This is a genomic window from Psychromicrobium xiongbiense, from assembly GCF_030271165.1.
Classification (GTDB): Bacteria; Actinomycetota; Actinomycetes; order Actinomycetales; family Micrococcaceae; genus Renibacterium; species Renibacterium xiongbiense.
On the sequence record NZ_JASSZH010000027.1, the window covers coordinates 17610 to 43845 of the forward strand.

Sequence of the window (26236 nt, forward strand, 5' to 3'; positions counted from 1 at the left end):
ACTGAAAGCAACGAAAGTACCTATCCCATGACTGCCGCACGCCAACGGATTCTTTCCGGAGTCAAGCCCACCGCCGATTCTCTGCATCTGGGGAACTACATCGGGGCCGTCCGGCAGTGGGTGGCCATGCAGGATCAATACGAGGCAGTCTTCTTCATCCCGGACCTGCACGCCATCACGGTGGACTTCGACCCGGCGGCGCTGGCCACGCGGACCCGCACGGTGGCCGCCCAGTACATTGCCGCTGGCGTCGATCCGGAGAAGGCGATCTTCTTCGTCCAGTCTCATGTGCCCGAGCATGCCGAGTTGGCCTGGGTGCTCAATTGCCTCACCGGCTTTGGCGAGGCCTCCCGGATGACCCAGTTCAAGGACAAAACCGCCAAATCCGGCTCCGATGCCGCGACACTGGGACTGTTTGCCTACCCGACGCTGATGGCGGCGGACATCCTGCTCTATCAGGCTGATCTGGTGCCGGTCGGTGAGGACCAGCGGCAGCACCTGGAGCTGACCCGCACGCTGGCCAACCGCTTCAATACCCGGTTCGGGGAGACGTTCACGGTCCCGGAGGCGACGATTCTCAAAGAAACCGCGAAGATCTACGACCTGCAGAACCCCGCGGCCAAGATGTCCAAAACGGGGGAATCCCCCAATGGGGCCATCCAGCTGCTGGAGGATCCGAAGATCGCGGCCAAGCGCATTAAATCCGCGGTCACGGATGACGGCACCGAGATTCGGTTCGATGCGGAGGCCAAGCCGGGGGTGTCCAATCTGCTGACCATCTACTCCTCACTGACCGGGCGCAGCATCGCGGAGCTGGAAGAAGCGTACGCGGGCAAGATGTACGGGCACCTCAAGGTGGATCTGGCGGAGGTCATGGTGGACTTCGTCACCCCGTTGCGCGCACGCACGGCGGAGCTGCTCGATGATCCTGCTGAGCTGGACCGTCTGCTGGCCCACGGCGCGCAACGCGCCCGTGCCATCGCCTCCGTGACGCTCCAGGACGTGTACAACAAGGTCGGTCTGCTGGCCCCGGCTACAGCGGGTCGCTGAGATGTCCTCGGTCGCGGAAACACTCGGGGTGGAGCGTCTGGTGGGCGTTGTGCTTGCCCTCCCGGAGCCCTATGCGACCGAACTGCGACGATGGCGAGCCTCCCTGGGGGATCCGCTGGCTGAGATCGTGCCTGCACACATCACCCTGGTGACCACGACGCCCACCGCCAACTGGGAAGCAGTCGTGGCGCACGTGCGCGAGGTCGCCGCCGGACAAGGAGAGTTCGAGGTCACCCTGGAGGGCACCGGAAGCTTCCGTCCGGTCTCCCCGGTGGTCTATCTGAAGGTGGCACAGGGGTTCGATGACTGCCTCGCTCTGCACTCCAGGCTCCAGCAGGGGCCCCTGGAACGGACGTTGCCTTTCCCCTTTCACCCGCATGTCACGGTGGCTCATGAGATCTCCGAGCCGGCGATGGACGATGCCGAGGAGCGCTTGAGTGACTACAGGGCCTCCTTTCGGGTGGACAGCATGGGCCTCTATGAACACGATTCGTCCGGGTTGTGGCAGTTGTGCGAGGAGCTCAGCTTTGGCGGCGCGGCAGCAGGCGCCGAGGACTGAGCGGTGATGGCCGAGCCCTCAGGAACGCGACCAGAGACGGTTCCGACCGAGCCCGCCCCGGACGATCTGCTGGAACTCCAGCGCCGCCGTCGTCTCGCAGCCGTTGAACTTCACCGAGTGCATCGGGCTGCGGCGAAGGGCACTCCGGTTCCGCGCCCGGACCGGATCAAGGCCCAACTGGGTGTCCTGATGGCCCAACTGAATCTGTTCCGGCCCCTGAGGGCCTGGCAGGTCTATACGCTCCGTCACGGGCCGCTGATGGCCGCAGGCAGCTCTTACACGATGTTCTTTTCCATTGCGGCACTGCTCGTGGCGGGCTTCTCCATTTTCGCCCTGGTCGCGGGTGGCAACACGGCGCTGCAGGACGTCGTGGTCCGGGTGGTGAACCAGTCCACACCGGGCCTGATCAACATGGGGGATGGGCGCGGCCTGGCGACGCCTGAGGAGCTGTTCTCCCATTCAGGGGGCTTCAGCCTGAGCCTGGTGATCTCCACGATCACACTGCTGGTGACCTCGCTCGGCTGGATCGCCGGGTTGCGGGAGGGTGTGCGAGGCGTCTTCGGCGCCGGGGCACTGCAGACCAACGGCGTGCTGCTCAAACTCAAGGATCTGGCCACACTGCTGCTGCTCGGTGTGGCGCTCGTGGTGACTTCCGTGCTCAGCGTCGGGACGGCCACCGCGCTGGACTGGCTTCGGCAGACGCTGAACCTGTCCCAGATCATGGAGCCCCTGACCTTTATCGCGGCGCTGGTGGTGATGCTGGCGCTGGACGTGGCTGTCTCTGCGGTGTTGTTCCGCTTCGCAGCCGCCGTCACGATGCCCCGTAAGGTGCTGTGGCAGACCGTGCTGCTGGCCGCGATCGGCTCCACCCTGCTGCGCAGCCTCTCCAGCCTGCTGCTCGCCAACGTTGCGGGGCGCAATCCGCTGCTGGCACCCTTCTCGGTGATCCTGGGCTTGTTCGTCTGGTTCTATCTGCTCTCCCAGGTCTACCTGCTGGCCACCGGCTGGGCTGCGGTAGGCACCGCCGATGTCGCCACCCGGGCCCGGGAGAAGGCGCGCCGGGAAGCGGAACTGGAGCGGTATAGCGGTCGGGTCGACGCCGCCCGCCCGGGAGTACTGGGTCGACTGCGCGGACTCTTCCGGCGCCATCGGCCGTCCTGACGGCTTAGGGTGCCGCGTCGGCGTCAAAGTCTTAAGCACTTACCGTTCGATGCCGCCCGGAGATCGTTGAATTCGAGGGACCTTGGTGTGAGCGCTGCTCAGTAAGTGCTTAAAACCTTGACGCCCCCGGGGGCATCCAACCGGAGAATGGGCTTCTGACTGGGCGTTCGTGCGCATGGGCGTAGCTGTCAGCGCTATTCTCAGAAGAACAGGTTCCCCGACTTGGTGGGGTCGTTCTCTTCGAGGAACTTTCCGATCCGTTGCCACAGCGGCTTCTTTGCCGCCGCAGTCTGCTCGGGTCCGTTCGTCGCGGAAAGGTCCAACGGGGGCAGCGCTGGCGCTCGTCGCATGCTGAGAACTGCCGCGAGTTCGCGCTCGGTCAGGCTCATTGAGGCTGCCGTTTGTGCCTGACGGCGCAAGCGGCGCTCGCTGACACCGCGCATGTGCGCAAGCAGCGACCACTCATCCTGGCTGAGGATCAATTCCTCGGAGGTCGGGCCGATTGCCGACGGCATCGGCGTGACGTCGCCCATGTGATGGCTCCTTCGGTGGGGTGTTCACAGTCTAGATTGCTCGGTCGGTCCCATCCATGCGCTCTCACGAAAAGCGCCCCGCCGGACCACCCGGAATCCGGATGCGCCGACGGGGCGTCGTTCAGAGAATGGTCAGACCCGACGACTCAGGATCGCCTGCTTCACCTCGGAGATCGCCTGGGTGATCTGGATGCCGCGTGGGCACGCCTCGGAGCAGTTGAAGGTCGTCCGGCAGCGCCACACGCCCTCTTTGTCGTTGAGGATATCCAGGCGCATATCCCCGGCATCATCGCGCGAATCGAAGATGAAGCGGTGCGCATTGACGATGGCGGCCGGGCCGAAATACTGGCCGTCGGTCCAGAACACGGGGCAGCTGGAGGTGCAGGCGGCGCACAGGATGCACTTGGTCGTGTCATCGAAGCGGGCGCGCTCCTCAGCGGACTGTAGGCGTTCCTTGGTGGGCTCGTGGCCCTTGGAGATCAGGAACGGCATGACCTCGCGGTAGGACTGGAAGAAGGGCTCCATGTCCACGATGAGGTCCTTCTCGATCGGCAGGCCCTTGATCGGCTCGACGATGATCGGCTTCTTGGTGTCCAGATCCTTGAGCAGGGTCTTGCAGGCCAGCCGGTTGCGGCCGTTGATCCGCATGGCATCGGATCCGCAGACGCCGTGGGCGCAGGAGCGGCGGAAGGACAACGTGCCGTCGTACTCCCACTTCACCTTGTGCAGGGCGTCCAGCACGCGATCCGTGCCGTACATCGTGAGGTTCCACTCATCCCAGTGCGGCTCGGCGCCCTCGGGGGTCTCTGCCTCCGGGTTGTAGCGGCGCACTTTCAGGGTGATGTTGAACGTGGGGATCTCTCCGCCACCACCCATGCCCTCAGGCAGAACAATCTTGGACGCCGGCTCCGGAGCGGTCTCGGCGGTCTCGATCGTGGATGTCATCAGTACTTCCTCACCATCGGCTCATAGCGGGTGAAAACAACCGGCTTGGTGTCCAGCCGGATGCCAGCAATATGTTCGGTCTCGGCGGCATCGTCCAGGTACGCCATGGAGTGCTTCATGAACTTGATGTCATCGCGCTCCGGGAAGTCCTCGCGGAAGTGACCGCCGCGGGACTCTTCGCGGTGCAGCGCCGCCACCGTCATGACCTTGGCGAGCTCCAGCAGGAAGCCCAACTCGACGGCCTCGAGGAGGTCCAGGTTGAAGCGCTTGCCCTTGTCCTGCACGGTGATCCGCGTGTACCGCTCCTCCAGAGCGGCGATGTCGGTCAATGCCCGGTCCAGGGTCTCTGCGGAACGGAACACCTGCATATTGGCGTCCATCGTGTCCTGCAGATCCTTGCGGATCGCGGCGACCTTCTCGGTGCCGGAGGAGGTCCGCACGTGGTCCAGCAGGCCCAGCGTGTAGGCCTCCGGATCCTCCGGCAGATCCACGAAGTCAGCGGTCTTGGAGTACTCGGCGGCGGCGATGCCGGCCCGCTTGCCGAAGACGTTGATGTCCAGCAGCGAGTTGGTGCCGAGACGGTTGGAACCGTGCACCGAGACGCAGGCGACCTCACCCGCAGCGTAGAGGCCAGGGATCACGGTCTCGTTATCCTGCAGAACCTCGGCCTGGATGTTGGTCGGGATGCCGCCCATGGCGTAGTGCGCAGTCGGGAACACCGGCACGGGTTCCGTGAAGGGCTCCACGCCGAGGTAGGTGCGGGCGAATTCGGTGATATCGGGCAGCTTCGCCTCGATATGAGCCGGTTCCAGGTGGGTCAGGTCCAGCAGCACGTAGTCCTTGTTCGGGCCACAGCCACGGCCCTCGCGGACCTCGTTCGCCATCGAGCGGGCGACGATGTCACGGGGCGCCAGGTCCTTGATGGTGGGGGCGTAGCGCTCCATGAAACGCTCACCTTCGGAGTTACGGAGGATCGCGCCTTCGCCGCGGGCGGCTTCGGAGAGCAGGATGCCCAGGCCGGCCAGACCGGTCGGATGGAACTGGAAGAACTCCATGTCCTCCAGCGGAATGCCGCGGCGGAAGGCGATGGCCATGCCGTCACCGGTGAGGGTGTGGGCGTTGGAGGTGGTCTTGAAGACCTTGCCGGCACCGCCGGAGGCGAAGACCACGCTCTTGGCCTGGAAGACGTGCAGTTCACCGGAGGCCAGATCGTAGCTGACCACGCCGGCAACGCGCTTCTGCAGATAGGTGGTGCCGTCCTCGCGGACGGCCTCTTCCTCGACCGTGAGCAGATCGAGCACGTAGTACTCGTTGTAGAACTCCACGTTGTGCTTGACGCAGTTTTGGTAGAGCGTCTGCAGGATCATATGACCGGTGCGGTCTGCGGCGTAGCAGGCGCGGCGAACCGGCGCCTTGCCGTGATCACGCGTGTGGCCACCGAAGCGGCGCTGGTCGATGCGGCCCTCCGGGGTGCGGTTGAAGGGCAGGCCCATCTTTTCCAGGTCCAGCACGGCGTCGATGGCTTCTTTGGCCATCACCTCTGCGGCATCCTGGTCCACCAGGTAGTCGCCACCCTTGACAGTGTCAAAGGTGTGCCATTCCCAGTTGTCCTCTTCCACGTTCGCCAGGGCCGCACACATACCACCCTGGGCGGCACCGGTGTGGGAGCGCGTGGGGTAGAGCTTAGTCAGCACCGCAGTGCGGGCGCGCTGGCCAGACTCGATGGCCGCGCGCATGCCTGCTCCTCCCGCACCGACGATCACGACGTCGTACTTGTGAACCTGCATGCTTCGCTCCTTGGCGGGTCGAACGGTGGTACCTGGCGTGGTCGGATCAGCTCTGCTGAGGGCCGCCCAGGCGGATGTGAATAGTAGAGATGCCCTTAGCGGACCGGGCAGAAATCGGGAAGGTTGGCGGCGCCGGGGATGCAGGGGTCAAAGGTGAAGATGACCAGGGTTCCCAGAGTGACGACCACGATGGCGGCCAGGAAGAGCAGAGTCTTCAGCGTGACGCGGGTGGCGTTCTTCTCGGCGTAGTCGTTGATGATGGTGCGTACGCCGTTCGTACCGTGCAGCATGGCCAGCCACAGCATCAGCAGATCCCAGACCTGCCAGAACGGGCTGGACCACTTACCGGCGACGAAGGCGAAATCGATCTGGTGTACGCCCTCGCCCGCCATCAGGTTGACGAACAGGTGGCCGAAGATCAGTACGACCAGAACCACGCCCGAGAGGCGCATGAACAGCCAGGCGAACATCTCGAAGTTCGAGCCCTTGGTGCCGTTCCGCTGGTAGTTGACCCGGCTGCGCGGGCTTTCAATCGTCGTCATCTCAGTGACCTCCCCAGAGCGGTGCAAGCACAATGCTCAGTTGGCGAATCAGGAACGGCACCATCACGACGACCCAGAGGCCGAGTGCTCCCCAGAGCAGCTGACGCTGGTACTTGGGGCCCTTCTTCCAGAAGTCCACCAGAATCAGGCGCAGGCCGTTGAAGGCGTGGAAGACGATGGCGGCCACCAGTGCGGCTTCGCCCACGCCCATCAGGGGGTTTTTGTAGGTGCCGATGACGGCGTCGTATGCCTCGGGCGAGACGCGCACCAGAGAGGTGTCCAGCACGTGAACCAACAGGAAGAAGAAAATCACCACACCGGTGACTCGATGGCCGACCCACGACCACATGCCTTCATGGCCGCGGTAGAGGGTGCCAGCTGGTTTTGTCGGCACTGATAAACCTCCGGGTGTTTGGACGGCATCCGCTGTGTCCCGGCTCGCTGATGAGTGCGAACCTTGCCGGTTGCCAGAGCTCAGCCAGTCACGCTGACTCAGCCCCAAATTTAGGCTTCGCTCACAGCTTACTCAACTTAGCCTACCCTTGCTGAGTGGCCCGGATCACTTTATTGGCGCGGTTCTTGCCCTACAGGCCGTGAGTGGGATATGGATCACCACGGTCATGTCCCACCGGAGACAGGGTGGTCGGCTAGAGTGAGCGCCAATGAATACGCATCATGCTTCTGAAAACGGTGTACCGCTCAGTGCCGCGCAGGGGGAGGCGTTGGCCTCGTTTCATGCGGTGATTCCGGCGGGCGGCGTCGGCACCCGGCTGTGGCCGCTCTCGCGCGCGGGCGCGCCGAAGTTTCTGCATGACCTTACCGGATCGGGCAGCACTCTGCTGCGGTCCACCTATGATCGACTGACTCCGCTCGCGGGCGAGCGGATGATGGTCGTCACCGGTGTGGCTCATCGACAGGCGGTCTGCGGTCAGCTGCCGGAGGTGCCGGATTCCGAGTTGGTGCTCGAAAGCGAACCCAAAGACTCTGCGGCCGCGATCGGACTGGCCGCCGCGATTCTCTATGAGCGGGATCCGAAGATCATCATGGGATCCTTCGCTGCGGACCACGTGATCAGCCCGGATGACGTCTTTCAGCAGGCTGTCCACGAGGCTATTCTGACGGCGGCACCCTCCGAGGCTGCCCCTGCGGGCCGGATCGTCACGATCGGCATCGAGCCCACGCATGCCTCCACCGGCTTCGGGTACATCCGTACCGGTGACCAGCTGGAGGTTACCGGTGCACCGCACGCCCATGCAGTGGCGGAGTTCGTGGAGAAGCCGGACCAGACGACGGCGGACCGGTACATCGAGGAGGGCGGCTACCACTGGAATGCCGGGATGTTTGTGGCTCCTGTGGCGCTCATGCTGAAGCACCTGGCCAATAATGAACCGAAGCTGTATGCCGGACTGACCGAGATCGCACAGGCCTGGGATACTGAGGAACGCGATGAGGTGACGGCCCGGATCTGGCCGACCCTGCCCAAGATCGCGATCGATTACGCGGTGGCGGAGCCGGCAGCAGCCGCCGGGGATGTGGCGGTGATTCCCGCTGCCTTCCGCTGGGATGACGTCGGTGACTTTGCCGCCATCGGACGCCTCAACAGCGCCAAGGACACGGAGAACGTGACCGTTCTGGGCGAAGGTGCGCGCCGGGTGTTCACTGAGAACGCCTCCGGCGTCGTCGTCACCGACACCAAGCGCGTTATCGCCCTGATCGGCATTAGTGATGTGGTGATCGTGGATACCCCCGATGCGCTGCTCGTGACCACGACGGAACATGCCCAGCGGGTCAAGGCTGCCGTAGAGAGCCTCAAGGCCTCCGGCGATGTGGACGTGCTCTGAGCGTGGAGCCCATTGCGGACCAGCTCGAGGACCTGTGGGATCGCTTCGATGCGCTCGAGGCGCCGGAGTTCAGTGGACTGTTGGAATCCCTGCTGGCGCAGCTTCCAGAAGGTGACCCGCGGATCGCCTTTGAGCGGGGCGGTTTTCAGGACGCCACCGACCACCCGGTGGAGGCTGTTGAGCTCTACCGGCAGGCGCTCTCCGAGGGTCTGAGTGGTGCGCCACGGCGGCAGGCGGTCATCCAGCTGGCCAGTTCGCTGCGCAATCTGGGTGAGCTGGTGGAGTCGGAAGCACTGTTGCGTGCAGAGTTGGAACATCCTGTCGATGAGTACACCAGTGCCATCCAGGCCTTCCTCGCCCTGGTGCTCGGCTCTCGGGGTAGGGACCAGGAGGGGTTGTCGGTGGCATTGACGGCGCTGATACCGCATGTGACGCAGTATCAGACGTCGTTGACGCACTATGTGCAGGAAATGTCCTCCCGTCGATAGAGTTTCGGTGTGCGTCATTACACTCCGGAAGCCGAACCCACCCCCACCGTAGAACCGTGGCTGGAGCCCCTGCTTCCCGAACTGCTCGAATTCCGGCGTGATCTGCACCAGCACCCGGAGCTCTCCGGCAAGGAGATGCGCACCACGGACAAAATCATGGAGCGTCTGGTGGCAGCCGGTCTGAACCCGCGCCGGTTGGAGACCACCGGCGTCGTGGTGGATATCGGTCAGGGCCCCATCGCCACCGCGCTGCGCGGGGATATCGATGCGCTGCCGGTACTGGAGGAGACCGGGCTGCCGTTCGAATCCGTGAACCGAGGGGTGGCCCACGCCTGCGGGCACGATGTGCACACCACCACCATGCTCGGCATCGCCCTGGTGCTGGCCAGCATGAATGCTCAGGAGCCCCTCGCCGGCACCGTGCGGATCATTTTCCAGCCTGCGGAGGAGATGCTGCCCGGAGGGGCGTTGGAGTGCATCGCTCAGGGCGTGCTCGATGGCGTTCCCCGGATTCTTGCCCTGCACTGCGATCCGCGCATCCAGCTGGGCAAGATCGGCACCCGGATCGGCCCGATCACCTCTGCCTCGGACACGATCAAAATCGAGCTCACCGGCCGGGGAGGGCATACCTCCCGACCGCACGTCACCGAGGATCTGGTCTTCGCACTGGCCGAAATCGCCGTCAGCGTTCCTGCGGTGCTTTCCCGCCGGGTGGATGCGCGCAGCGCGGTGTCCATGGTCTGGGGCCAGATCCATGCCGGTGCGGCGCCGAACGCGATCCCGGCCAGCGGCTACATGGCCGGGACAATGCGGTGCCTGGACCGGGAAGCCTGGCATGCTGCCGGCGAGCTGCTCGACGAGGTGGTCCAGCAGGTCGCGGCCCCCTATGGCGTGGATGTCCATCTGGAGCATGTGCGGGGGGTGCCACCGGTGGTCAATTCCGAGCATGAGACGGCGTTGATCGAGGCTGCAGCCCGTGCCGAGTTGGGTGAGGATGCCGTGGTGCTGACCCCGCAGTCGATGGGTGGGGAGGACTTCGCCTGGTTCCTCCAGGACATCCCCGGCGCCATGATGCGTCTCGGTACCCATGTGACCGGGGGAGAGGTCTACGACCTGCATCGCGGGGACTACATCGTGGACGAGGCTGCCCTGGGCTACGGCATCAGGGTCCTCGCTGCGACCGCCCTGAGGACCCTGCGCGACCTGGGCTGAGCATTGCCGTAGGCATCGCAGGTGTAGCTCTCGGAATATTAAGTTGTGCACAATTTAATTGTGCGCTAGATTTGCATCATGGTTCCGCAGAACGACCTCACCAGCACCTTGAAAGATCAGGTCTGCTTTGCGCTCTATTCGACTTCCCGGGCTTTTACGGCGGCCTATCGACCGCTGCTGGAGCCGCTAGGCCTGACCTATCCGCAGTATCTGGTGCTTCTCGTGCTCTGGGAGCGGGACCGGCTCAGTGTGCAGGAGCTCGGCGAGGCGCTGCAGCTCGACTCCGGCACTCTCTCTCCACTGCTCAGGCGGATGGAAACGGGAGATCTGTTGTGCCGTCATCGGGCGTCCGATGACGAGCGGCGAGTGGAGGTGGAACTCACCGCTCACGGTCGTGTTCTGCAGCGCGAGGCGGCCAGAATCCCAGGCCAACTGGCCGCAGAATCCGGCATCGACCCGCGTCGCTGGGCGGAACTGTGCGGAACCCTCCAGGAACTGAACCAGGCACTGCGTGCGCACAGCGCACGCTGAACCACACTCCTCATCGATAAGGAATACTCATGAACATCCTCTACACCGCCGAAGCGCTCGCAACAGGAGACGGGCGCAACGGACGCTCCAGGACCTCTGATGGCAGGATCGACGTCCAGCTGGCCACGCCGGTTGAAATGGGTGGCAGTGGTGACGGAACCAACCCGGAACAGCTTTTCGCCGCGGGCTACGCCGCCTGTTTCCACTCCGCCCTGCGGGTGGTGGCCCGCCGCCAGAAGGCAGATCTCTCCGGCTCGGAGGTGCAGGCCAGGGTCGGGATCGGCCCCAACGGGCAGGGTGGATACGGCCTGGCGGTGGCGCTGGAGGTCACTCTGCCGGAACTGGACAGGGCGACTGCGCTGGCGTTGACCGAGGCCGCTCATCAGGTGTGCCCCTACTCCAATGCCACCCGGGGCAATATCGAGGTCGCCCTCAGCGTAGCCTGAACATCGCTTACCCCAGTCACCGGCCAGAAGCTAACCGGCGAGTAACAAATGGTCAACGATCCACAGCTGGCTTTCAGAATCGGCTATCGCGGAGGGCTGCCGGGCACTACGATGAGGTGATTACCGCGCCGGGGCCTTGATTGGCCCCTCGGGCGTGCTCGATTTCACTGACATCTTCTGGAGGAACCTTGAAGAAAACCCTTCGACTGGCCGCCCTGCGCGGGGTCACCCTGGGTACCGTGGGCCTCAGCGCCACAGCCCTGCTACTCAGCGGTTGTGGAGCTGCTCCGACCGCCAGCAGCACAGGCTCTGGCACCACCAGCGACTACAAGGCCTGCATGGTCTCCGACTCCGGTGGTTTTGACGACAAGTCATTCAACCAGTCCAGCCACGACGGCTTGCTCCAGGCCGCGAAGGATCTGGGCATCCAGCAGGCTGCCGTGCAGTCCAAGGCGGACACGGACTACGATCCCAACCTGCGCTCCATGGTGCAGCAGGGCTGCAAGCTGACCGTCACCGTCGGCTTCCTGCTCGGTGACGCCACCAAGTCCATCGCGACCGCGAACCCGAACAGTCACTTCGCCATCGTCGACTATGTGGACCCGACCTTCCCGAAGAACGTCAAGCCGATCGTCTATGACACGGCCCAGGCGGCCTTCCTGGCCGGTTACCTCTCTGCAGCCACCTCCAAGACCGGCAAGGTCGCCACCTTCGGCGGCATCAACATCCCGACGGTCACCATCTTTATGGATGGCTTCGCCGATGGCGTGGCCTACTACAACCAGAAGAAGGGCAAGTCCGTTCAGCTGCTCGGCTGGGACAAGGCCAAGCAGGACGGCACCTTCGTCGGTGACTTCAAGTCGATCGACAAGGGCAAGGTGCTGACCCAGGGCTTCCTGGACCAGGGTGCCGACATCGTGATGCCGGTGGCCGGCCCGGTGGGCTCCGGCGCGGGTGCTGCGATCAACGAGGCGAAGGCCAAGGGCACCGACGCCAAGCTGGTGTGGGTTGACTCGGACGGTTACCTGACAGCCCCGGACTACAAGTCCGTGGTGCTCACCTCCGTGATGAAGACCATGTCCACAGCCGTGGAAGCCGTGATCAAGGATGACAAGGACGGCAAGTTCGATCCCACGCCGTACATCGGCACTCTGAACAACGGCGGCGTCGCACTGGCTCCGTTCCACGATCTGGATTCCGCCGTTTCGGCTGACACCAAGACCGAGCTCGACCAGCTGAAGAAGGACATCATCTCCGGCGCGGTCAAGGTCACGTCCAAGGCCAGCCCCACTAAGTAGCAACCAGAGCGAACGCGCTACCGCGTCGTCAGAGCAGGATGCACCGACTGAGTCTGTCATCATTGCTACTGACGGCGCGGTAGCGCGTTTCGTTGCCACCACCACTCACGAATGGTGCCGTAAGTGAAACTCGAGCTCCTTGGGATCACCAAGACTTTTGGAACCCTGGTGGCCAATGACCATATTGATCTGGTTGTTGAGCCGGGCCAGGTGCATTGCCTGCTGGGCGAGAACGGGGCGGGCAAGTCCACCCTGATGAACGTGCTGTATGGCCTCTATGAACCGAGCGAGGGCCAGATTCTGGTGAACGACCAGGCCGTCGTCTTCCGCAACCCCGGCGACGCCATGGCCGCAGGAATCGGCATGGTGCATCAGCACTTCATGCTGATCCCGGTCTTCACCGTGGCCGAAAACGTTGCGCTGGGCAATGAGACCACCCAGGCCGCAGGCTTCCTCAACCTGGAGGCCACCCGGACGAAGATCCGTGCCATCTCCGCCCAGTACGGGTTCGATGTCGATCCCGACGCCCTGGTCGAAGATCTCCCCGTGGGCGTGCAGCAGCGGGTGGAGATCATCAAAGCCCTTGTCCGCGACGCCGAGGTCCTGATCCTGGATGAGCCCACCGCCGTGCTCACCCCGCAGGAGACCGATGAGCTCCTGGAGATCATCCTTCAGCTCAAGCGGGACGGGAAGTCCATCGTCTTCATCTCGCACAAACTGCGTGAGGTGAAGCGGATCTCCGACGTCATTACGATCATCCGCCGCGGCAAGGTCGTCGGCAGTGCGGATCCTGGCGCCAGCCCCACCGAGCTCGCCTCCGCGATGGTGGGTCATGCGGTGAGCCTGAGCCTGGACAAGGCGCCGGCCAGGCTCGGTGAAGTCACCTTCTCGATCCGCAATCTGACGGTGATCGACCAGAACGGCCAGCATGTGGTGGACGATCTGTCCTTCGACATCGCCCAGGGCGAGGTGCTCGCGGTGGCTGGGGTCCAGGGCAATGGGCAGACCGAGCTCACCGAGGCGATCCTGGGGGTTCAGGCGCATGCGAGTGGCTCCATCACCCTCAAGGGCCAGGAGCTGCTGGGCAAAACGGTCAAAGAGGTACTGCGCTCCGGTGTGGGCTTTGTGCCCGAAGACCGCAATGTCGATGGCCTGGTGGGCAGCTTCAGCATTGCCGAGAACATGATTCTTGACCTCTATGACCAGCCTCCCTTTGCCAGCGGCATCGCGCTGCGCCCGGCGCAGATCGCCCGCCAGGCGGAGGAGAAGGTGGCGGAGTTTGACGTCCGGACGCCCTCCACCGCCACACCGGCCAGTTCGCTCTCCGGTGGCAACCAGCAGAAGGTGGTGCTCGCCCGCGAGCTCTCCCGCCCGCTGAATCTTTTCATCGCCTCACAACCCACCCGCGGCCTGGACGTCGGTTCGATCGAATTCGTCCATAAGCGTGTCATCGCCGAGCGGGACAACGGAACGCCGGTGATGATCGTCTCCACCGAGCTCGACGAAGTCGTGGAGCTCGCGGACCGGATCGCGGTCCTCTACCAGGGCAGACTCGTCTCCATCGTTGCGCCGGATACCTCCCGCGATGTGTTGGGCCTCATGATGGCGGGGCTGTCCCTGGAGGATGCGCAGAAGCAGGTGGCCGGTCAGGCAACCACCACTCAGGACACGAAGGGGACGGGAAACGCTCATGTCTGAGCCGAAGAATTCGCAGGAGCAGGATTCGCTGTTGAGGCAGATCTTCACCGGAAACGCCATGGTGTCCGTGCTGGCCATCCTGCTGGCCTTTGTGCTCGGCGGCATCCTGATGGCCGTGACCAACCCTCAGGTCGGGGTAGCCGCAGGGTACTTCTTCGCCCGTCCGTGGGATCTGATCTCTGAGGTGCTCAAGCCCTTCGGCGCCCTGATCCAGGGCAGCATCTTCAACTGGGCCGGAACGGACTTCGCGGCCAAGATCTACCCGATCACGGAGACGCTCACCGTGGCCAGCCCGCTGATCTGCGCGGGCCTCGGGGTCACCCTGGCCTTCCGCGCCGGGCTGTTCAACATCGGTGCCCAGGGCCAGATCATCATCGGTGCCTTCTTCGGCGCCTACGTCGGTTTCGCCTGGCACCTTCCCTGGGGTATCCACCTGCTGCTGGTCATCCTGGCCGGTCTGCTCGGCGGGGCCGTCTGGGGCGGCATCGTGGGTCTGCTCAAGGCTAAAACCGGCGCCCATGAGGTGATCGTGACGATCATGCTCAACTATGTCGCCACCTTCCTCCTGGCGTACCTGCTCACGCTGCCCGCCTTCCAGCGGCCCGGATCGACCAACCCGATTTCGCCGTTCCTGGATCAGAGCGCTCAGTTCCCGCTGATTCTGGGCCCGCAGTTCCGTCTGCATGCCGGCTTCCTGCTCGCCGTGCTGGCGGTCGTGGGCGTCTGGTGGCTGCTGAACCGATCGACGCTGGGCTTCGAGTTCAGGGCGGTCGGCGCCAACCCCAACGCCTCGCGCACCGCGGGTATCAACGTGGCACGGACCACCATCGTGGTGATGGCGCTGGCCGGTGCCCTTGCTGGCCTGGCCGGCATCATGCAGGTCTCCGGTACCGAGAAGTACCTCTCCGGCGGCGTCTCCGCTTCGATCGGCTTCGACGCGATCACGGTGGCCCTGCTCGGACGCTCGACGCCATGGGGGACCTTCTTCGCGGCCCTGCTGTTCGGCGCCTTCCGGGCTGGCGGTGTCGCCATGCAGGCCACCACGCCGATCGACATCGTGCTGGTGATGCAGTCGTTGATCGTGCTGTTCATTACAGCACCAGCCATGGTCCGGGCGATTTTCCGGATGAATGTGAAGCGCAAGGCCAGGGCCACCAAGGCCACGGCAGATACCTCTCTGACGGGTGGAGCAGCAGCATGAGCACTCTCACACAGAGCCCCACCTCCGCGGCAGGGCACAAGGCCTCGGCGCCCGTGGAACTGGTCAGCTGGAAAGCCGGCATCGGCCTGAGCGTGCTGGCCCTGCTGGCACTGGTGTTGTTCGGCTTCCTGGCCAACACTAAGACCGCAGGGTTCCGGATCAGCGATGTGCACGATGCCGGCTCGGCCACGGTGGTCGCCTGGATCACCCTGATCCTCGCGCTCGCGGTGGCGGGCTGGCTGGGATATCGCTGGTACGTCAACTCCCGTCCTGTAGCGGGCACCGCCGGTTCCACACGGCGCCCGGTCGCCGCTCCTCGCTGGCTTCCCGCCACGCTGATCGCAGCTGTGGTACTGGTGATCCTGGCCCTGCTGGGCATCACCAAAGTGGAGATGATTAGCGTCCCGGCGGCACCCTTCGGCTGGATCGTCGCCGTGGTGCTGTGCCTATTGGCGGCGTATACCGTGTGGCTGACCACGCAGAAGCGCAAGCTGCCCGGCTGGGTGGGCGGAGTTTTCGCGCTACTCTTCGTCTTCGGCTTCCTGGTCTGGATTGTGGCCGGCGGTCGCGATGCCATGCCGTCCATCTCGCTGCTCGGTCTGATCGCCGGTGCCGTCACGCTCGCGGTGCCGTTGGTCTTCGGCTCGCTCTCCGGCGTGCTCAGTGAGCGGGTCGGTGTGGTGAACATCGCCATCGAAGGCCAACTGTTGCTCGGTGCCTTCAGCGCGGCTGTCGTGGGCACTATCACCGGCAACGTTTTCGTCGGTCTGTTGGCTGCTGCGGTGGCCGGTGCGCTGGTGTCCCTGGTGCTGGCGATCGTGAGCATCAAGTATCTGGTGAACCAGATCATTGTGGGCGTGGTGCTCAACGTGCTGGTCTCCGGCCTGACCGGCTTCCTGTTCTCCACGGTGCTCACCGCGAACCCGGACAAGTTCAACAAGCCGCCGCGCCTGGACCCGATCGTCATCCCCTACCTCTCGGATATTCCGATCGTGGGACCCATCCTGTTCCGTCAGTCGCTGATCGGCTACCTGATGTACCTGGCCGTCATCGTGGTCTACTTCGGCCTGTTTTACACCAAATGGGGGCTACGGGTCCGCGCCGTGGGTGAGCATCCGCAGGCGGCGGACACAGTGGGCATCAACGTCAACCGGACCCGGTTCTGGAACGTGCTGCTCGGTGGCGCGGTGGCCGGCATCGGCGGTTCCTTCTTTGTACTGGTCTCTGCCGACGCGTTCAGTAAGGACATGTCCGCCGGTAAGGGTTACATTGCGCTGGCCGCGCTGATCTTTGGTCGCTGGAACCCGATCGGGGCGTTCCTGGCGGCGCTGTTGTTCGGCTTTGCGGACAACCTGCAGGGGATCATCACGATCATCGGTTCCCCGGTGCCCGGTCAGTTCATGGCCATGCTGCCGTATGTGCTGACCATCATCGCGGTGGCCGGGCTGGTGGGCCGTTCACGGCCACCGGCCGCCAGCGGCGAACCCTATGTGAAGGGTTAGCTGTGTCCGCTGAGGTTGTGGATGGTCAGGGCATCGACTGGGAGAGGCTCAGAACTGCTGCCCACTCCGCCATGCAGAACGCCTATGTGCCGTACTCGAAATTCCCGGTGGGGGCTGCTGCCCTCACCGAGGACGGCCGGATCGTCTCCGGCTGCAATGTGGAGAATGCGAGCTACGGGTTGACCCTGTGCGCGGAGTGCACGCTGGTGGGTGCCCTGCAGATGAGTGGTGGCGGCAGGCTGCGGGCCTTCTACTGCGTGGACGGTTCCGGGGGAGTGCTGATGCCCTGCGGACGATGCCGCCAACTGCTCTACGAGCACCGGGCACCGCAGATGGTTCTGATGACGGTCTCCGGGATCAGAACCATGGACGAGGTGCTGCCGGATGCCTTCGGTCCGCAGCACCTGGAGTCCTGAGCAGTTCCTCCGATCAAGCCAGTCATCCGATCAAGCCAGACCAAAGAGGGAGAACCATGGCTGAGGCATTCGACGCCGTCGACGTCATCCGCATTAAGCGGGACCAGGGAACGCTCAGTGCGGAGCAGATTGCCTGGACCATCGATGCGTACACCCGCGGGGTGATCGCGGAGGAGCAGATGGCGGCGCTGAATATGGCGATTCTGCTCAATGGGATGAACCGGGCGGAGATCGCTGAGTGGACGGCGGCCATGATCGCCTCCGGTGAGCGGATGGACTTCTCCGCGCTGCGACCGGTGCCGGGTGGGCCGGTCAACGCGGGCGGGAGCAAGCCGACCACGGATAAGCATTCCACAGGAGGCGTGGGGGACAAGATCACCCTCCCGTTGGCGCCCCTGGTGGCCGTCTTCGGCGTCGCTGTGCCGCAGCTGTCCGGGCGGGGTCTGGGTCACACGGGTGGCACTCTGGACAAGCTGGAGGCCATCCCAGGCTGGCGCGCAGCGCTGAGCAATGAGGAGATGATGCGTCAGCTCCAGGACGTGGGTGCGGTGATCTGCGCCGCGGGCTCCGGCCTGGCTCCGGCCGATAAGCGGCTGTACGCGCTGCGGGATGTGACCGGCACGGTGGAGGCCATTCCGCTCATCGCCTCCTCGATCATGAGTAAGAAAATCGCCGAGGGCACGGGCTCGCTGGTGCTGGACGTGAAGGTCGGATCCGGTGCGTTCATGAAGGATCTTGGCCAGGCGCGCGAGCTGGCGGAGACCATGGTGGCGCTGGGACAGGATGCCGGAGTCAACACGGTAGCGCTGCTGACCAATATGTCCACGCCGCTGGGCCTGACGGCGGGGAACGCCATCGAGGTTGAGGAATCGGTGGAGGTCCTGGCCGGTGGCGGCCCTGCCGATGTGGTGGAGCTGACCGTGCGGCTGGCCGAGGAGATGCTGGCGGCAGCGGGCGTGCAGGATGCCGATCCGGCGGCCGCCCTCAGGGACGGACGGGCGATGGACGTCTGGCGGGCCATGATCGCTGCCCAGGGCGGCGATCCGGACGCTACGCTGCCGGTGGCCAGGGAATCGGAGACGGTCCTGGCGGAGACCGATGGCATCCTGGTGGGACTCGATGCGCTCAGCGTGGGTGTGGCCGCCTGGCGGCTGGGTGCTGGCCGGGCCCGCAAGGAGGACGCCGTCCAGGCCGGTGCCGGCGTGCGGCTGCATGCCAAACCGGGGGATACCGTGCGTGCGGGGCAGCCCCTGATGACGCTGCTGACCGATACCCCGGAGCGCTTTGACCGGGCCCGCCAGGCGCTCGCGGAGGCCGTCACCATTGCGCCGAACGGTAGCGAGGAGACCGTTGTGGCCTCAGAACTGATTCTGGGCCGGGTGGGTTAGCCGTCTGATGCGCTGCTCATTTACCAGATGTACAGGGTTCCAGAGCGGCGCACCCTGTACAACTGGTCAATAAACGAGGGGCGGCATCGCGACTTAGCGACTCATACCCAGGGTCTAGTGTGAGTGCACTGTCTTTCACCCGAGCGAACGACGACATGTTGGCCCCAACGTGGGACGATTAAGCAGTCGCCCAGTGGGGGAGACTCGAGATGAATCTAAGACAAGGACCTGCCCCTAGTGGATCTGTTCCAAGCGATGAATCACCTGAATGAGCTGATTGCCCATTCAGCCACCCAGTGGTGGGTTATTCCCCTGGTGACGCTCTTCTGCCTGATTGACGGATTCTTCCTCTTTCTGCCCAGCGAGACCGCCATTGTGGCGCTGGCCGCCGTCGCGCTCAGCACCGGTGAACCCAATGTCTGGTTGCTGATCCTGGGCAGCGCCATCGGGGCCAGCATCGGCGATAACATCGCGTACTACATGGGTAAGCGGATCGGTACCGCGGGCTTCAAGTGGATGCGCCGTCCCCGGGTGGCCAAGGCGATGGCCTGGGCACACATGGAGCTGGATAAGCGTGGCGCCGTGCTGATCCTGACCGCCCGCTATATTCCGGTGGGCCGGGTGGCGGTGAACTTCACGGCTGGGGCCTCCCAGTACGCCTGGCGACGGTTTGTCTGGCTGGATGCTATCGCCTCGCTGACCTGGGCAGGCTACGGCGTGGCCGTGGGCACCTTTGCGGGCAGCTGGATCAAGCACAACCACCTGCTCGGCGTGGTAATCGCCATCGTGTTCGCCATCATCATGGGCTTTGTGGTGGATCAGCTGATCCGGCTGGCGCACAAGTTCATCGACAAGCGCTGGCCCTCCAAAAAGGTATCCGCCGGGGAGGCGTCCGCCAGCTCCGACGGCTCTGCCACGGACGATTCCGCCGACGCTTCCACCCCCGCCGCCCAGCCGACGACATCCCGTAAAGTGGTTCCGTGACCAGCACATCATCACCCTCCGTCAGCCTCTCCGCCGCCGATCTTCGCTCGCTGCCCAAGGTCTCCCTGCACGATCACCTCGATGGTGGTCTGCGCCCGGAAACCATCATCGATCTGGCCGCACAGGTCGGTCATGAACTACCCGCCACCGAGCCGGAGGAACTGGCCCGCTGGTTCCGTGACAGTGCCGATTCCGGCTCCCTGGTGCGTTACCTGGAAACCTTTGACCACACCATCGCCGTCATGCAGACCCGTGAGGGCCTGCAGCGGGTGGCCCGCGAATTCGTCGAAGATCTGGCGGACGACGGCGTGGTGTACGGAGAGGTGCGCTGGGCACCGGAGCAGCACCTGACTGCCGGGCTCAGCCTCGACGACGCCGTCGACGCCGTGCAGGCCGGTCTTGAAGAAGGCGTTGAAATCGTGGAGGCCAGTGGTCGCCACATCCAGGTCGGTCAGCTGATCACCGCCATGCGCCACGCCGACCGCAGCCTGGAAATCGCTGAACTGGCCGTGCGGCATCGTCAGCGGGGCGCCGTCGGCTTCGACATTGCCGGGGCAGAGGACGGATTCCCGGCCTCCCGCCACGCTGAGGCCTTCCGCTACCTGGCTGACCATCACTTCCCGGCGACCATTCACGCAGGTGAAGCCGCTGGCTTGGAGAGTATCCAGTCCGCACTGGTGGACGGGCGCGCTCTGCGCCTGGGGCACGGCGTGCGTATTGCCGAGGACATTGAGGTTGAGTTTGTCGAGCCCAGCGATGCGCAGCCGAGCGACAATACCGACGTCGGCATGGTCTCCCTGGGTGAACTGGCCTCCTGGGTGCGGGACCGCGGCATCGCTCTGGAACTGTGCCCCTCCTCCAATCTGCAGACCGGTGCGATTGCCGCCTGGGGCGAGGACATCGCCGATCACCCGATCGACCTGCTGTACCAGACCGGGTTCCGGGTCACGGTCAACACGGACAACCGCCTGATGAGCGCAGTGACGCTGAGCAGCGAGTTCGCGCTGCTGCAGGAGACCTTCGACTACGACCTGGAAGACTTTCTGGCGCTGAGCCTCAACGCCGCCGAGGCCGCCTTCCTGCCGTTGGAGGAACGTGAGGCTCTGGTCGATTACCTGGCCGAGGCTTACGCGCAGGTGTCAGAATCCCTGACGACGGAGTCCTGACCGTACTGTGAGTGCCGGCGCTGATTTCGATCGCCTGGTGGAGGTGGTGGGGGCACTTCGCGAGCACTGCCCGTGGATGGGCGCGCTGACCCATGAGTCGCTGCTGAGCTACCTCATCGAGGAAAGCTACGAAGTGCTCGATGCCGTCGAGACCGGTGCGCCCGCCCCGGAACTGGCCTCGGAGCTGGGTGATGTGCTGCTTCAGGTGGTGCTACACGCCCGGCTTGCTCAGGAATCCGGAGACTTCACCGTCAGCGAGGTAGTTCGCGGGCTCAGCGAGAAGATGATTCGCCGCAACCCGCATGTCTTCCATCCGGATGGCACTCTCCAGGCCGAATTCCCGGCCACGGTGGAGGAGATCGTGACTCGATGGGATGCGGTCAAGGCCGAGGAATCGCCCAGTCGCGGCCGATTTGAGGGGATTCCTGCCACTCTGCCCGCGCTGGCCGCAGCCCAGAAGACTTTGCGGCGGGCCGGCATCGGGCGCGAATCCGAGCGCGAAGCTGAGCCGTTGGCCGGGGAACTGTTGACCGAGGAGCAGCTGGGGGAGCGGATCTTTGCGCTTCTGCGTGCTGCTCCCGGGGTGGATGCCGAACGCGCCCTGCGTGCAGCCACCCGGAGATTTCAGACCGGTTTCGAGGACTGAAGGTCCTGATGACTCGCTCTGGATCCGAGGGTGGCTGCACCGTTGCCCTGGTCGGCATCGGCAGCATCAGTCGCTGAGCAGTTTGTAGATGGTGCGGCGGGCGTCATCGAGCGCGGCGGTCACTGTGCGCAACTGCTCCTCCGTGCCGTCGAGGCTGATCTGATGGACGGCCCCCATCAGCTTGCCCAGGCTCATCCGTAGATCCTGGCTGACTCCGGCCTCCTCCGTGACCTCTTCCCAGACCGCGGCGAGCTCCTCCTGATGCTCGGAGACGTAGCGGGTCCCTTCCTCGGTGAGCGTGTAGTCAGTGCGACGCCCTTCACCGGTGGAGGTGATCAGCCCTTCGGATTGAAGTGCTGCCAGCGCCGGGTAGATGGAGCCCGGGCTGGGCCGCCACGCGCCATCGGAATGCATGGCGATGGTTTTGATCAGGCCGTAACCATTGTGATCAGCGGTGCTGAGCACCGAGAGGATCGCGTTGCGGACATCGCCTTTGCGAGCCCGCCCGCCGCCGCCCTTGCCGAATCCCGGACCGGCACCAAAGCCCGCCCCGAAACCTGGTCCGAAACCTGGTCCAAAACCGGGGCGGGGTCGCGGACCGCCGAAGCCCGGTCCGAACTCTCCCCGCCGGTTGCGGCCGCGCCCCATGCGATGAGGTTCGCCGTGGTGGTGCTCGTCGCCGTGATGCTCTCCTTGGCCGGGATGAACCGGCCAGAACATGTTTTCTGGTGGTGTGTGATGCGTATTCATGACGCCTCTTTCTCTAAATCGCAATGTCGCGATACGTCAACGATATATCGCTATGTTCTTCATGGTCAAGTAATCTGCACCACAAAGGCGATAAGCTGGTCCGGACAGTGTCGTCTCAGCAGTTCGCAATTACTTCCAACGCTCAAGGAGCACTTCATGGCGATCATCGATGCCATCCATGCACGTGAAATCCTGGATTCCCGTGGTAATCCCACTGTCGAGGTCGAGGTAGGACTCGACGACGGCTCGGTAGGCCGCGCAGCAGTTCCCTCCGGTGCATCCACGGGTGCTTTCGAAGCCGTCGAGAAGCGCGATGGCGATAAGGCCCGGTATGGCGGTAAGGGTGTCCTCGAAGCTGTGGATGCCGTGATCGACGTCATCGCCCCCATCCTCCTTGGTGCTGATGCCACCGATCAGCGCGAGATCGATGCGGCCATGATCGAGCTCGACGGCACTGACAACAAGGGCAAGCTGGGCGCCAACGCCATCCTCGGCGTTTCGCTCGCCGTTGCCAGTGCTGCCGCTGAGTCGGCTGACCTGCCGCTCTACCGCTACCTGGGCGGCCCGAATGCCCATGTGCTTCCGGTGCCCCTGATGAACATCCTCAATGGCGGCTCGCACGCCGATTCCGATGTCGATATCCAGGAATTCATGGTGGTTCCGCTCGGTGCCAGCACCTTCTCCGAAGCCCTGCGCTGGGGTGCGGAGGTCTACCACGAGCTCAAGAAGGTCCTCAATGAGAAGGGCCTCTCCACCGGCCTGGGCGACGAAGGTGGCTTCGCCCCGAACCTGCCCTCCAACCGTGCGGCGCTGGATCTGATCCTGGAAGCCGTGACCCGCGCTGGCTACACCCCGGGCCAGGACATCGCCCTGGCGCTGGATGTTGCCTCCAGCGAATTCTTCAAGGATGGCGCCTACCAGTTCGAAGGCCAGAGCAAGAGTGCCTCCGAGATGAGCGCCTACTACGCCGAACTGGTGCGTGACTACCCGCTGGTCTCCATCGAGGACCCGCTGGATGAGGACGACTGGGAAGGCTGGAAGACCCTTACCGAGGAAATCGGGGACAAGGTTCAGATCGTCGGCGACGACCTCTTCGTGACCAACCCGACCCGCCTTCAGCGCGGCATCGACTCCAGGACTGCCAACTCGCTGCTGGTCAAGGTGAACCAGATCGGTTCGCTGACCGAGACGCTCGATGCCGTCTCGCTGGCTCAGCGTGCCGGGTACACCACCATCACCTCGCACCGCTCCGGCGAGACCGAAGACACGACGATTGCCGACATCGCGGTCGCCACCAATGCAGGTCAGATCAAGACCGGCGCCCCGGCCCGTTCTGACCGGGTGGCCAAGTACAACCAGCTGCTGCGCATCGAAGAAGACCTCGGTGACGCCGCGCAGTACGCCGGACGCAGCGCCTTCCCGCGTTTCCAGGGCTGATCTCTGCGCCGTTCCGATGGCCGGTACTTCTCAACGGAAGTGCCGGCCATTGGCGTCTCCTCACCGCTTCCCAACTAATTCCCAACTAAGTGTCAGTAGTTGCACTGTGGAATCGGGTGGTTCCACGTGCAATATCTGCTACTCAATGGGGACAGCGGGTGCGCGATGGGCAGTGTGGCGGTCCGCGGTGTGGCGGCGCACAGTGTCTAAGCTGGAACCCACACGAGCCGCCCGCAGTGGCTGCTTCGCGTCGTTTCCGCAGAGTCGAGCCTGGAGGAGGAGCCGAGACATGAGCACCCGTAAACCCAGGCAGCCGCATATTCCTCAGTCTGCGAAGGGTGCCGCCGAGCCTGTTGAGACGAAGCCTGACGCGACAGCGGCAAGCGGAGCCCGCGAGACGACGAAGCCTGTGGCACAGGGTCCCTCGGTGAAGAGCGCCTCTCGCCAGAGTGCAGCCAGCGAATCATCAGCGGCATCCACGAAAAATTCCGGCGCGGCCCGGTCCGGGCGGGGCGCTGCGCGAAGCACCGATCGGCCGGGCCGCACGTCTCAGAGTGTGGCCGGGCAGGGACAGCCTGTACCGGCGCGCGCTTTTTCCGGCCGCGTGATCGCGCTGATCGTGACCGTCATCGTGGTGGCCGTTCTCCTGGCACCGACCGTGAACACTTACCTGCAGCAGCGTGCCGATATCGCCGCGCTCAAGGCGGATATTCAGGCGAAAAAGCAGGAACAGGCCTCGCTGAACACGCAGATTTCCCGCTGGTCGGACCCTGCCTACGTCAAGCAGCAGGCCCGCGACCGGGTTAACATGGTGATGCCCGGGGAGACGGGTTACTGGGTCTACGGCGGAACTCCCACGCCCGCAGCTCCCAGCCAGCCTGGCACGAGCGCCAACCCGGACGGCCTCCCCTGGGTCGACGGTCTCTGGCAGTCCATCCAGCGCTCCGGCACCCAATAGCCCAGACCTGTACCGCGGTGAGGAGCCTCGAACCGGATATGACCAGCCAGCCCACCGCCGATGATCTGAAGACACTGAGCCTGCAACTGGGCCGCCCGGTGCGTGATGTGGTGGAAATCCCTGCACGATGCGTCTGCGGAAATCCTCTCGTCGCTGCCACCGCGCCCCGGCTCAGCAATGGCATCCCCTTCCCGACCACGTTTTACCTCACGCATCCGGTCATCACCGCAGCTGTCTCCCGGGTCGAGGCAGACGGCGAGATGGCGCGGATGAACGATCGGCTGGCTCACGATGACGCCCTGGCAGCGGCTCATCAGCAGGCCCACGAAGCCTATCTGGCGGCGCGTGAGGCGCTACGAGAGCGCATCGGCATGGCCGAGGTGCCGGAAATCGCCGGGGTGTCCGCGGGCGGCATGCCGCAGCGGGTGAAATGTCTGCACGTGATGGTGGGCCACACACTGGCAGCCGGTCCGGGCGTCAATGTGCTCGGCGATGAGACTCTGGCCCTGATCGCTCCCTGGTGGACGGCGGAGCGATGCTTCTGCGAAGGAGCCTGGGATGTCTCGGCTGCGGTCCCGGAGGTGGATCTGAGTCGTCACGTGAGGCGCGGAAATCAGGGCTATGCGCGCCTGGAACAGGAGCAGTCGTGAACACTTCCGCGCGCCGGGTCGCCGCCATCGACTGTGGAACCAATTCCATCCGTCTGCTGATCGCCGATGTATCCGAAGGACGCCTGACCGACATCGAGCGCCAGATGCGCGTGGTTCGCCTGGGTCAGGGTGTGGATGCCACGGGGGAGTTTGCCGCCGACGCGCTGGAGCGAACCTTCGCGGCCACCGATGAATACGCCACGCTGATCCGCCAGCACGGGGCGGAACGCATCCGCTTTGTCGCGACGTCCGCCAGCCGGGACGTGCGCAATCGCGCTGCCTTCGTGGACGGGATCCGGGAGCGCCTGGGGGTGGAACCGGATGTGATTCCCGGCGAGGAGGAGGCTGCGCTGTCCTTTGCCGGAGCGGCCAGCGTGCTCAGTTCAACCAGCGTGCTCAGCGATAGTGATTCGGCCGTTGCCGGTTCGGCCAGCAACGGTTCAGCAGGCCCGACGCTGGTGGTGGACCTGGGCGGTGGCAGCACGGAATTCGTGGTCGGCGAGCTGGCGGGGCCGGCTCAGAGCAGCCCCCGCGTCCTCGGTGCGGTCAGCGTGCCCCTGGGCTGTGTGCGCTTTACCGAACGGTATCTGCATTCCGATCCGCCCAGTTCGCAGGAGATCGCTGCCGCGCAGGTTCAGGCTCGTCAGATCATCGATACCGTGGCTCAGCAGGTTCCGCTGGCCAGTGTGCGGCAACTCGTCGGGGTGGCCGGGACCGTCACCACCATCACCGCTCATGCCCTGGGCCTGCCCAGCTACCAGCCGGAGAGTATTCACGGGGCCACGGTGAGTGTCTCCGGGGTCGAGCGCGCTGCCGGTGAACTTCTGGCCATGAACCGCGCTCAGCGTGCCGAACTGCCCTTCATGCACCCCGGGCGTGTGGACGTCATCGGCGCCGGGGCCCTGTTGTGGTCGATCATCGTGGATGAGGTCGCGCAACGAACGGGTGGCAGGGTCACGACGGTGACCAGCAGTGAACACGATATTCTGGACGGAATTGCGCTGGCTATTGGCTGAATGGGTTTTTAGTTGAACTGGATTTTGGCTG

Annotated in this window: 27 protein-coding genes; 21 read left to right on the forward strand and 6 right to left on the reverse strand. The window is 64.4% G+C overall.

Going from position 1 to position 26236, the window contains the following annotated elements; all coding sequences use genetic code 11:
- The first annotated feature begins 27 nt into the window (after nt 1-27).
- Genes trpS through QQM37_RS10790 form a run of 3 tightly spaced genes read left to right on the forward strand, consistent with a single transcriptional unit; the run spans nt 28 to nt 2770 of the window.
- Nucleotides 28-1050 (forward strand): tryptophan--tRNA ligase, encoded by a 1023-nt coding sequence (gene trpS, locus QQM37_RS10780; protein ID WP_285727353.1) that lies wholly within the window; start codon nt 28-30, stop codon nt 1048-1050.
- Between the two features lies 1 nt (nt 1051).
- Complete coding sequence (locus tag QQM37_RS10785) at nt 1052-1609, forward strand: 2'-5' RNA ligase family protein (RefSeq protein WP_285727354.1); 558 nt, start codon at nt 1052-1054, stop codon at nt 1607-1609.
- A gap of 6 nt (nt 1610-1615) precedes the next feature.
- Nucleotides 1616-2770 (forward strand): YihY/virulence factor BrkB family protein, encoded by a 1155-nt coding sequence (locus QQM37_RS10790; protein WP_285727355.1) that lies wholly within the window; start codon nt 1616-1618, stop codon nt 2768-2770.
- A gap of 200 nt (nt 2771-2970) precedes the next feature.
- Here QQM37_RS10790 and QQM37_RS10795 read toward each other — a convergent pair whose 3' ends face one another.
- The 5 genes from QQM37_RS10795 to sdhC form a co-directional block, all read right to left on the reverse strand.
- Nucleotides 2971-3303: a hypothetical protein gene (locus QQM37_RS10795; RefSeq protein ID WP_285727356.1), complete on the reverse strand. Its 333-nt coding sequence runs from the start codon at nt 3301-3303 to the stop codon at nt 2971-2973.
- A gap of 132 nt (nt 3304-3435) precedes the next feature.
- Nucleotides 3436-4248, reverse strand: a complete 813-nt coding sequence (locus tag QQM37_RS10800; protein WP_285727357.1) for a succinate dehydrogenase iron-sulfur subunit — start codon at nt 4246-4248, stop codon at nt 3436-3438.
- Nucleotides 4248-6035: a succinate dehydrogenase flavoprotein subunit gene (gene sdhA, locus QQM37_RS10805; RefSeq protein ID WP_285727358.1), complete on the reverse strand. Its 1788-nt coding sequence runs from the start codon at nt 6033-6035 to the stop codon at nt 4248-4250. The genes QQM37_RS10800 and sdhA overlap by 1 nt, the downstream gene beginning before the upstream one ends.
- 95 nt (nt 6036-6130) lie before the next feature.
- Nucleotides 6131-6577 carry a succinate dehydrogenase hydrophobic membrane anchor subunit gene (locus QQM37_RS10810; RefSeq protein ID WP_285727359.1) on the reverse strand — a complete coding sequence of 149 codons (447 nt, stop codon included), beginning with the start codon at nt 6575-6577 and terminating at the stop codon, nt 6131-6133.
- Nucleotide 6578: 1 nt separating this feature from the next.
- On the reverse strand, nt 6579-6971 hold the full coding sequence (gene sdhC, locus QQM37_RS10815) for a succinate dehydrogenase, cytochrome b556 subunit (protein ID WP_285727360.1): 393 nt from the start codon (nt 6969-6971) through the stop codon (nt 6579-6581).
- A gap of 268 nt (nt 6972-7239) precedes the next feature.
- On the opposite strand from sdhC, the gene QQM37_RS10820 reads away from it, so the two are divergent.
- From QQM37_RS10820 to QQM37_RS10885, 14 genes are all read left to right on the forward strand, one after another.
- A complete protein-coding gene (locus QQM37_RS10820) occupies nt 7240-8418 on the forward strand; it encodes a mannose-1-phosphate guanylyltransferase (protein WP_285727362.1) in 1179 nt (392 codons plus the stop codon).
- A gap of 2 nt (nt 8419-8420) precedes the next feature.
- Nucleotides 8421-8906 (forward strand): tetratricopeptide repeat protein, encoded by a 486-nt coding sequence (locus QQM37_RS10825; RefSeq protein ID WP_285727364.1) that lies wholly within the window; start codon nt 8421-8423, stop codon nt 8904-8906.
- Between the two features lie 9 nt (nt 8907-8915).
- A complete protein-coding gene (locus tag QQM37_RS10830; RefSeq protein ID WP_285727366.1) occupies nt 8916-10118 on the forward strand; it encodes an amidohydrolase in 1203 nt (400 codons plus the stop codon).
- A 78-nt stretch (nt 10119-10196) separates the two neighbouring features.
- Complete coding sequence (locus QQM37_RS10835; RefSeq protein ID WP_285727368.1) at nt 10197-10649, forward strand: MarR family winged helix-turn-helix transcriptional regulator; 453 nt, start codon at nt 10197-10199, stop codon at nt 10647-10649.
- 29 nt (nt 10650-10678) lie between these two features.
- The gene (locus QQM37_RS10840) at nt 10679-11095 is read left to right on the forward strand and encodes an organic hydroperoxide resistance protein (protein ID WP_285727370.1); all 417 of its coding nucleotides are present in this window, start codon (nt 10679-10681) and stop codon (nt 11093-11095) included.
- 188 nt (nt 11096-11283) lie between these two features.
- Nucleotides 11284-12393 (forward strand): BMP family lipoprotein, encoded by a 1110-nt coding sequence (locus QQM37_RS10845; protein ID WP_285727372.1) that lies wholly within the window; start codon nt 11284-11286, stop codon nt 12391-12393.
- Between the two features lie 123 nt (nt 12394-12516).
- A complete protein-coding gene (locus tag QQM37_RS10850) occupies nt 12517-14091 on the forward strand; it encodes an ABC transporter ATP-binding protein (RefSeq protein ID WP_285727374.1) in 1575 nt (524 codons plus the stop codon).
- Nucleotides 14084-15292, forward strand: a complete 1209-nt coding sequence (locus tag QQM37_RS10855) for an ABC transporter permease (protein ID WP_285727376.1) — start codon at nt 14084-14086, stop codon at nt 15290-15292. Before QQM37_RS10850 ends, QQM37_RS10855 begins: the two co-directional genes overlap by 8 nt.
- Entirely contained in the window at nt 15289-16794 is a 1506-nt protein-coding gene (locus tag QQM37_RS10860) for an ABC transporter permease (protein WP_285727378.1), read from the forward strand. Before QQM37_RS10855 ends, QQM37_RS10860 begins: the two co-directional genes overlap by 4 nt.
- 2 nt (nt 16795-16796) lie before the next feature.
- Nucleotides 16797-17210, forward strand: a complete 414-nt coding sequence (locus tag QQM37_RS10865) for a cytidine deaminase (protein ID WP_420030158.1) — start codon at nt 16797-16799, stop codon at nt 17208-17210.
- 56 nt (nt 17211-17266) lie between these two features.
- Nucleotides 17267-18598 carry a thymidine phosphorylase gene (locus QQM37_RS10870; protein WP_285727380.1) on the forward strand — a complete coding sequence of 444 codons (1332 nt, stop codon included), beginning with the start codon at nt 17267-17269 and terminating at the stop codon, nt 18596-18598.
- A 237-nt stretch (nt 18599-18835) separates the two neighbouring features.
- A complete protein-coding gene (locus tag QQM37_RS10875; RefSeq protein ID WP_285727382.1) occupies nt 18836-19582 on the forward strand; it encodes a DedA family protein in 747 nt (248 codons plus the stop codon).
- Complete coding sequence (locus QQM37_RS10880) at nt 19579-20748, forward strand: adenosine deaminase (RefSeq protein ID WP_285727384.1); 1170 nt, start codon at nt 19579-19581, stop codon at nt 20746-20748. Before QQM37_RS10875 ends, QQM37_RS10880 begins: the two co-directional genes overlap by 4 nt.
- Nucleotides 20749-20755: 7 nt before the next feature.
- The gene (locus tag QQM37_RS10885; RefSeq protein WP_285727386.1) at nt 20756-21394 is read left to right on the forward strand and encodes a MazG nucleotide pyrophosphohydrolase domain-containing protein; all 639 of its coding nucleotides are present in this window, start codon (nt 20756-20758) and stop codon (nt 21392-21394) included.
- A gap of 66 nt (nt 21395-21460) precedes the next feature.
- On the opposite strand, the gene QQM37_RS10890 is transcribed toward QQM37_RS10885, so the two are convergent.
- Nucleotides 21461-22144, reverse strand: a complete 684-nt coding sequence (locus tag QQM37_RS10890; protein WP_285727388.1) for a PadR family transcriptional regulator — start codon at nt 22142-22144, stop codon at nt 21461-21463.
- A 156-nt stretch (nt 22145-22300) separates the two neighbouring features.
- Between QQM37_RS10890 and eno the strand changes: the two genes are divergently transcribed.
- The 4 genes from eno to QQM37_RS10910 all read left to right on the forward strand — a co-directional run bounded on the left by eno (nt 22301) and on the right by QQM37_RS10910 (nt 26205).
- Complete coding sequence (gene eno, locus QQM37_RS10895) at nt 22301-23581, forward strand: phosphopyruvate hydratase (RefSeq protein ID WP_285727390.1); 1281 nt, start codon at nt 22301-22303, stop codon at nt 23579-23581.
- A gap of 289 nt (nt 23582-23870) precedes the next feature.
- The gene (locus QQM37_RS10900; RefSeq protein ID WP_285727392.1) at nt 23871-24539 is read left to right on the forward strand and encodes an FtsB family cell division protein; all 669 of its coding nucleotides are present in this window, start codon (nt 23871-23873) and stop codon (nt 24537-24539) included.
- A 38-nt stretch (nt 24540-24577) separates the two neighbouring features.
- A complete protein-coding gene (locus tag QQM37_RS10905) occupies nt 24578-25189 on the forward strand; it encodes a DUF501 domain-containing protein (protein WP_285727394.1) in 612 nt (203 codons plus the stop codon).
- Entirely contained in the window at nt 25186-26205 is a 1020-nt protein-coding gene (locus tag QQM37_RS10910; protein WP_285727396.1) for a Ppx/GppA phosphatase family protein, read from the forward strand. The genes QQM37_RS10905 and QQM37_RS10910 overlap by 4 nt, the downstream gene beginning before the upstream one ends.
- Nucleotides 26206-26236 lie beyond the last annotated feature (31 nt).

Bases quoted from the DNA above. Each gene is read 5' to 3' on its own strand.
- QQM37_RS10785 (WP_285727354.1), top strand. From the start codon at position 1,052: ATGTCCTCGGTCGCGGAAACACTCGGGGTGGAGCGTCTGGTGGGCGTT.
- QQM37_RS10800 (WP_285727357.1), bottom strand. From the start codon at position 4,248: ATGACATCCACGATCGAGACCGCCGAGACCGCTCCGGAGCCGGCGTCC.
- QQM37_RS10810 (WP_285727359.1), bottom strand. From the start codon at position 6,577: ATGACGACGATTGAAAGCCCGCGCAGCCGGGTCAACTACCAGCGGAAC.
- QQM37_RS10795 (WP_285727356.1), bottom strand. From the start codon at position 3,303: ATGGGCGACGTCACGCCGATGCCGTCGGCAATCGGCCCGACCTCCGAG.
- eno (WP_285727390.1), top strand. From the start codon at position 22,301: ATGGCGATCATCGATGCCATCCATGCACGTGAAATCCTGGATTCCCGT.
- QQM37_RS10835 (WP_285727368.1), top strand. From the start codon at position 10,197: ATGGTTCCGCAGAACGACCTCACCAGCACCTTGAAAGATCAGGTCTGC.
- trpS (WP_285727353.1), top strand. From the start codon at position 28: ATGACTGCCGCACGCCAACGGATTCTTTCCGGAGTCAAGCCCACCGCC.
- QQM37_RS10870 (WP_285727380.1), top strand. From the start codon at position 17,267: ATGGCTGAGGCATTCGACGCCGTCGACGTCATCCGCATTAAGCGGGAC.
- QQM37_RS10855 (WP_285727376.1), top strand. From the start codon at position 14,084: ATGTCTGAGCCGAAGAATTCGCAGGAGCAGGATTCGCTGTTGAGGCAG.
- QQM37_RS10840 (WP_285727370.1), top strand. From the start codon at position 10,679: ATGAACATCCTCTACACCGCCGAAGCGCTCGCAACAGGAGACGGGCGC.
- QQM37_RS10890 (WP_285727388.1), bottom strand. From the start codon at position 22,144: ATGAATACGCATCACACACCACCAGAAAACATGTTCTGGCCGGTTCAT.
- QQM37_RS10790 (WP_285727355.1), top strand. From the start codon at position 1,616: ATGGCCGAGCCCTCAGGAACGCGACCAGAGACGGTTCCGACCGAGCCC.
- sdhA (WP_285727358.1), bottom strand. From the start codon at position 6,035: ATGCAGGTTCACAAGTACGACGTCGTGATCGTCGGTGCGGGAGGAGCA.
- QQM37_RS10905 (WP_285727394.1), top strand. From the start codon at position 24,578: ATGACCAGCCAGCCCACCGCCGATGATCTGAAGACACTGAGCCTGCAA.
- QQM37_RS10900 (WP_285727392.1), top strand. From the start codon at position 23,871: ATGAGCACCCGTAAACCCAGGCAGCCGCATATTCCTCAGTCTGCGAAG.
- QQM37_RS10820 (WP_285727362.1), top strand. From the start codon at position 7,240: ATGAATACGCATCATGCTTCTGAAAACGGTGTACCGCTCAGTGCCGCG.
- QQM37_RS10860 (WP_285727378.1), top strand. From the start codon at position 15,289: ATGAGCACTCTCACACAGAGCCCCACCTCCGCGGCAGGGCACAAGGCC.